Here is a 5,711-nt window from a genome sequence, read left to right as displayed (position 1 = left end):
ATATTGTTCTCCTTAATGATGCCCAATAGCTCAGTCGGTAGAGCGACGGACTGTTAATCCGCAGGTCACTGGTTCGAACCCAGTTTGGGCAGCCAAAATTTAACCCTCCATGTATATGGAGGGTTTTTGGTTTTAAGCTTTATGTTTTAAGCTTCAGATGTTCCGTGTAAATTTACTGGTTTTGACGGACCCACTACCTTTAATCCATCCGTCTCATAGGCCGCACCGAACCCTCTAACGAATCTCCCTTTTTTAAGCATAAATTTCAGTATGTGAAAATCGGCAAGCTCTTCGATGATTTCTATAACCGCATCATCTTCATATTTTTCTTTAAGTTCTTTAAAAATGTCTTCACGCAATTCATCTGCATTACTAACTTCAACTTTATAACTGGCACGTACTCTTGCAAAAATAGTGTGAGCTTTTTGCTCATCAACTATAAATAAAATGCTAACGAGATCTTTGTTTTTCTTGATTGAATGATAATGCGGAGCAACGCTTGACAATATCGCATAGATTTCGTCTCCATGTCTTATAAATGGTGCGTATGATGAGATGCAACCTTCATCAAAACTTGAGATGATTACGCTTTTTTGTCCATCGATTAAATCAATTAAGAAAGTTTCTAATTTATTGATTTTGTGTGCTTCTTTATCTGTAGTATTACTCATATTTCCTCTATTAATTTAAAAATATCTATTGTTTAGGTGGCAATACTTCTGCATCCCATCAGCAATAGTTACTCTAAAGTATAATGATTCTCATTATTTTTTAAAAGATGTTTCCAAATGAAAATAATTTTTTTTATTGCAACCCTACTTATAAGTGCTTGTAGTTTTAATCAACAAAGCTATGTAGATTCGAGTGGGGATGAAGAATTTTTAATCTACGATTCCAATTCAAATAAGCACATTAATTATGAACTGTTTTTAAATGAACTTGTTAAAGCCGATATTGTTCTTATTGGGGAAATTCATACTGAGAAATCCCATCACAAAATAGAAAAAAAACTATTAGTTGATCTTTCTAATCTTAAGAAAATCTCTGTTGTTCTTGAGATGGGTGATATATCTCAACAGGGTATTTGGAATCAAGTTAAGTTAAATACTGCAAAAATTAAGCCGAATCAACTTTCAAAAGCAATTAATTGGAATGAGAAATGGGATTATTCACTTTATAAGGATATAGTTGAACCCATTTTTTATTCGGATATGACTCCTATAGCAGGAAATTTAAGCAAAGAAGAGATAGTTACTATCTATAAAGGAGCTCAGCCAATTTATGGAACTATTTCTAACACAGCAGAAGTAAAAAGTATGATTAAGGATAGACTTGTTGCACAACATTCTATTTCTGATAATGCTCTGGTAGATAAGATGGTTCAAATACAGCAGTATAAGGACAGAAGAATGGCAGATAAACTTGTAAATCAAAACAAATTAGCTGTTTTAATTGCTGGTAGACTGCATGTTAATAAATTGATGGGTGTTCCTCTGCATATTGAAGAATTTAATAAAAATAAAATCTATAAAGTGGTTGTTTTAGGTCATGTCAGTGACTCTAAAGAAGAAAAACAAAAAATCTTTACTGATTTTTATATTGAAACAAAAAATAGCAAATAAATTTAAAACTATTAATTGCGAATTGATAATGATTTTTATTTGCATTCCTGTTACATTTTATATACTATAAAAAGACTATTTACATAATTGTTAATTCTTTCGACGAAATGATCAACAGAATCATCAAGATACCCTGTATTTAAATAATCTAGTCCCTTTTTTGGTATTAGATTAAGGTTAACAGGGTTATATGAACAACATCAGAAAATTATCTTTTCTTTATTTAATTGCTATCAGTAGTCTAAATGCACAAGAACTAGAATTCGATACATTAGAAATTACTGCTAAAGAAGTAAAAGAAGACGAAAAACAATTTGCTACCCCTGGGGCAGTCAGCTCTAGGGGAGATATTGCGGGAAGTACGCAATCAATAGACAGTATTGTTAGAAGTATGCCAGGCAGTTACACAAATACTGATCCTACTCAGGGTACTGTTCAAGTTAATATTCGTGGATTAACTGGTTTAGGTCGCGTAAGCACAAAAGTTGACGGGGTTACTCAAACGTTTTTTGGAACTTCAGCTGATACAAGAAGTTTCCATAGTGGGGGCGGAAATATTGCCACATCATCATATGGAGCTTTAGTGGACCAAAATTTTCTAGTGTCTGTTGATGTGACTAAGGGTACATTTAGTTCTGGTCATAATGGACTATTAGGCGGGGCTAGCTTTAGAACTATAGAAGTAGATGATGTAATTCGGGAGGGTAAATCCTTTGGCTTTCTTGGTCGGTACTCTCACGGTACAAATGGTATTGGATACAACTATATGGGTGCCGTTGCTGGGAAATTTAAATTGCAAAATGGCGGCTCTATAGGGGCATTATTTGGTTATGCCAGAAACAAAATATCTCAAGATTACAAAATTGGAGGAGGGGATTCATTCGGAGATCAAAAAGTTCCAAATCCATATTATGACCCAAGCCAACCTGAAGATGAGTGGAATTATAAATACGAAAAAACTGCTCCCTATGACCCTAAAAAGTTAACTCAAAGTCCATATAGTTCTTTATTTAAATTAGAATTAATTCCTAATCTACAAAATAAACTTGTTTTAAGTCACAGGGGATACAAAAATGTCTTGGCTGGACGTGAGATAAAGCATAATAACTATCAGCTTGACTACAACTTAAATCCAGAATCAGATCTTGTAGATTTGCATTTTCTTGCTTCACATGGGTCAGGAGAACAACTATATTTAGATGACGCAGTATTTTTTGGTCGACATGATTTGGCTAGTAAGGGTGGATTAACAGCCAAAAATAAATCAACAACATTCGATTTAAGTAATGCCTCATCTTATAATCTTGGATCTACGCATATCTCCCATCGTTATGGAATAAATTACCTATCTAATAAATATGAAAATTCCATGGACATGAGTTTACCAGGTGCGACTTCAACACCATTTCAGCCAAAGGGCCGTCAAAGGATAACTACTTTCTATCTGGATAATTCGTTTACTCATAATATTTTTACTTTAGATGCTAATTTAAATTTATCGAATTGGAATATATCAGGACATAAACCACCTTGTGATGCAAATCAATTTTGCTTTCCTAAAGCTGCAGCAGACATAGACAAAGAAGGGACGGATTTTAATTATTCATTAATGCTCTCAGCTAAATTACATGATCTGTTTATGCCTTTTGTAAGTTATTCGAAAACATCGCGTCCTCCTAACGTGCAGGAGATGTTTTTTTCAACTAACGAAGGTAATGGTATAAATCCTTTCCTAAAACCTGAAAAAGCTAAAACTTGGCAAATTGGCTTTAATGCATTTAAAGAAAAAATATTTTTTGACGATGATAGATTAGGTTTCAAAATTCTACATTATCGTACCAACGTAGATGACTATATTTATAACAAGTCTTTTTACACAACCGACGCATTTATGCTTCATTTAAACCAGACTGAAGTTACTAAGTTTAGTGGTATGGAAGTAGAGCTAAGTTACGATGCTAGAAAGTTCTATATACGTGGTAGCTACTCAAACCAACATAGCAATCAGGTAGTTAATGAAACAAGTGGAGTAGGTGCAAATTCTTTTGGGGGATATACTGAGATAACTACATTGCCAGAAGTGTACGCAAATCTGGACGTAGGGGCTCGTTTGTTCGATGAGAAATTTGTAGTGGGCATGATTTATAAGTATACAGGTGATGCTTATAGAGTAAGTGTTCATGAGCATAGAGTTGATACAAATGATCCAGATGACTTCTATCCAGAGCTTAAAACTGAGAAATTACCTAAGATTCCAGGCATCTTCGATTTATATGCCTCATATCAACCTTTTGAGAATCTTACTATTAAGTTTGAGGTCCAAAACCTCTTCGATAAAAATTATTTAGATGCCTTAAATGCATTTAATGGTACTACGTCCCAAGCATCCTATGATATAGAGGGGAATGATATTTCTCTTTTCGATAATAAAGCTAGGGGGCGCACTTACAAGGCAAGTATAGAGTATAGATACTAGTGAAATCTAAAGATAAAGGCAGTACTTTTTTGGGGGCAATGTTATCGATTGCCCTCCATGTTTTTTTTATCACGTACCTCAATTACAAACACTCTGAATCCTTTGAATTGGGTGGATTCGGAGGAGAGATAGGAAATTTTGAATCAATAACGATTTTGACAGATTTGCCTGTGGGAGAATTAAAGGATTTTTCAATTAAGTCATCACAAAGTTCTAAAGCAAATCCTGAACCTCAAATAGAAAAGCAGGAGCCGATAGATAAGGAAATCGAAGAACAAGAAGAACTCCCGCCTGAGGATATTGATGAAATTACTGAAACTCCAAAAACTGAGGAAATTGCAGTTGAAAGTAATAATGTTGCTGATATTCAAAAGGATATAAAAAGCGAAAGCATTGCCAAAGTAAAGCCTAAGCCTAAACCAGTGCCTAAACCCAATCCAAAGCCCAAGCCCAAGCCTAAACCAAAACCAAAACCTAAACAAAATCAAAAGTCTATTACCAAAACCAACGACACAAATAAACCTAGTGACAAACCTTCTGCAGTCGATTCCATTGCAGGGTCTTCAGTAAATTCAACTGCTAGTGCACCAATAAGCGGAAATGGAAATAAGGTTTCATCGCCCTCAAAAGGTGTTGGTAGTTCACATAGCAAAAGCTATCAAAGTTCACTTTTTGCACATTTGAATAGTCATAAAACCTACCCGCAATCGTCCTTGGTAAACAAAGAAGAGGGAGTGGTTGCAGTACGAGTTGTTATTGATGCTAGTGGCAATGTTATTTCTGCTGATGTGAAAAGAGCTTCTAAATATTCATCTTTAAATCAGGCCGCTAGGGAGCTTTTTAGGAAAGCATCTCCACTACCGAAACCACCTGAATCTGTGTTGAAAGGGGATACACTAAGTTTTACGATTCCAATTGAATACGATATTAAGAAATATCTGAAAAATAGATGAGCAAAAAATAAAGCCTTCCTGAATGCGGGAAGGCCTTTGTAATTTATAAGCTAGAGTAGATTAGTCTTTTTGAGCAACGTTACGAAGATATTCGTAGATTTGGTCTTTAAGTTGAAGTTTCTTTTTCTTAAGTAGGTCAATCTCTTCACGACCTTGAGTTATAGGATTAGCTTCAAGTGCTTCAACTTGATGATCTAGCTCATTGTGTAAGTCGAATAAGCGAGTGAAGTGTGCATCCTCATTTTTAAGTTTACTAATTAAGTCGCGGTATTCTGGAAACATATCTTCTCCTTAAGTTAAGTTCTAATTTATTTTAACTGTAAATATTAAAAATAATAGAGGATTTTGCACAACTTAATCTAATCCAGATTCTATGGGTTCAATCCCCAAATCTTTAAAAATAAGTTTGCTTTGATATGCGTGAATCTCAATTAAGTCTTTTAAATAAATCATTTCTAAAAAGCTTTTACAAACACTAGCCTTATTATGGCAATACTTACTTGAGAATTCTTTGAAAGCAATATTCAAAGGTTTTGTCCAATCTCTATTTTCTTTCATTAAATAGCTGGTATCCAAATCTATATGTGATTCAAGATCGGTGATGGAATAATAATCTATAGTATTTGTTTGAAATTTTGATAACTGAAAGTCGAAATTTTC

At 34.2% G+C, this 5,711-nt stretch carries 5 protein-coding genes, 1 tRNA gene and 1 pseudogene; 4 read left to right on the top strand and 3 right to left on the bottom strand.

Annotation, left to right across the window (positions count from 1 at the left end; translation table 11 throughout):
* Nucleotides 1–19 precede the first annotated feature (19 nt).
* A tRNA-Asn gene (locus T432_RS0107535) sits at nt 20–95 on the top strand.
* 51 nt (nt 96–146) lie between these two features.
* Here T432_RS0107535 and T432_RS0107530 read toward each other — a convergent pair.
* Complete coding sequence (locus T432_RS0107530; RefSeq protein ID WP_028884769.1) at nt 147–671, bottom strand: pyridoxamine 5'-phosphate oxidase family protein; 525 nt, start codon at nt 669–671, stop codon at nt 147–149.
* 117 nt (nt 672–788) lie between these two features.
* Here T432_RS0107530 and T432_RS0107525 point away from each other — a divergent pair, with 117 nt between their 5' ends.
* The 3 genes from T432_RS0107525 (at nt 789) to T432_RS0107515 (ending at nt 5,051) form a co-directional block, all read left to right on the top strand.
* The gene (locus tag T432_RS0107525; RefSeq protein WP_028884768.1) at nt 789–1,622 is read left to right on the top strand and encodes a ChaN family lipoprotein; all 834 of its coding nucleotides are present in this window, start codon (nt 789–791) and stop codon (nt 1,620–1,622) included.
* Between the two features lie 190 nt (nt 1,623–1,812).
* A complete protein-coding gene (locus T432_RS0107520) occupies nt 1,813–4,098 on the top strand; it encodes a TonB-dependent receptor domain-containing protein (RefSeq protein WP_044971268.1) in 2,286 nt (761 codons plus the stop codon).
* Nucleotides 4,098–5,051 carry an energy transducer TonB family protein gene (locus tag T432_RS0107515; RefSeq protein ID WP_028884766.1) on the top strand — a complete coding sequence of 318 codons (954 nt, stop codon included), beginning with the start codon at nt 4,098–4,100 and terminating at the stop codon, nt 5,049–5,051. Before T432_RS0107520 ends, T432_RS0107515 begins: the two co-directional genes overlap by 1 nt.
* Before the next feature lie 60 nt (nt 5,052–5,111).
* Here the strand turns inward: T432_RS0107515 and T432_RS0107510 are convergent, their stop codons facing one another.
* Nucleotides 5,112–5,333 carry an HP1242/YdcH family protein gene (locus T432_RS0107510; RefSeq protein ID WP_013521224.1) on the bottom strand — a complete coding sequence of 74 codons (222 nt, stop codon included), beginning with the start codon at nt 5,331–5,333 and terminating at the stop codon, nt 5,112–5,114.
* Between the two features lie 72 nt (nt 5,334–5,405).
* Nucleotides 5,406–5,711: pseudogene (locus T432_RS08060) on the bottom strand (hypothetical protein); the annotation flags it as partial.

Source organism: Taylorella asinigenitalis ATCC 700933 (genome assembly GCF_000687755.1).
GTDB classification, from domain to species: domain Bacteria; phylum Pseudomonadota; class Gammaproteobacteria; order Burkholderiales; family Burkholderiaceae_B; genus Taylorella; species Taylorella asinigenitalis.
Note: the sequence above shows the minus strand (reverse complement) of the source record. Positions and strands in the feature narration are given on the sequence as shown.

Coding starts and splice junctions, on each gene's coding strand:
- T432_RS0107525 (WP_028884768.1), top strand. CDS start 789: ATGAAAATAATTTTTTTTATTGCAACCCTACTTATAAGTGCTTGTAGT.
- T432_RS0107530 (WP_028884769.1), bottom strand. CDS start 671: ATGAGTAATACTACAGATAAAGAAGCACACAAAATCAATAAATTAGAA.
- T432_RS0107510 (WP_013521224.1), bottom strand. CDS start 5,333: ATGTTTCCAGAATACCGCGACTTAATTAGTAAACTTAAAAATGAGGAT.
- T432_RS0107520 (WP_044971268.1), top strand. CDS start 1,813: ATGAACAACATCAGAAAATTATCTTTTCTTTATTTAATTGCTATCAGT.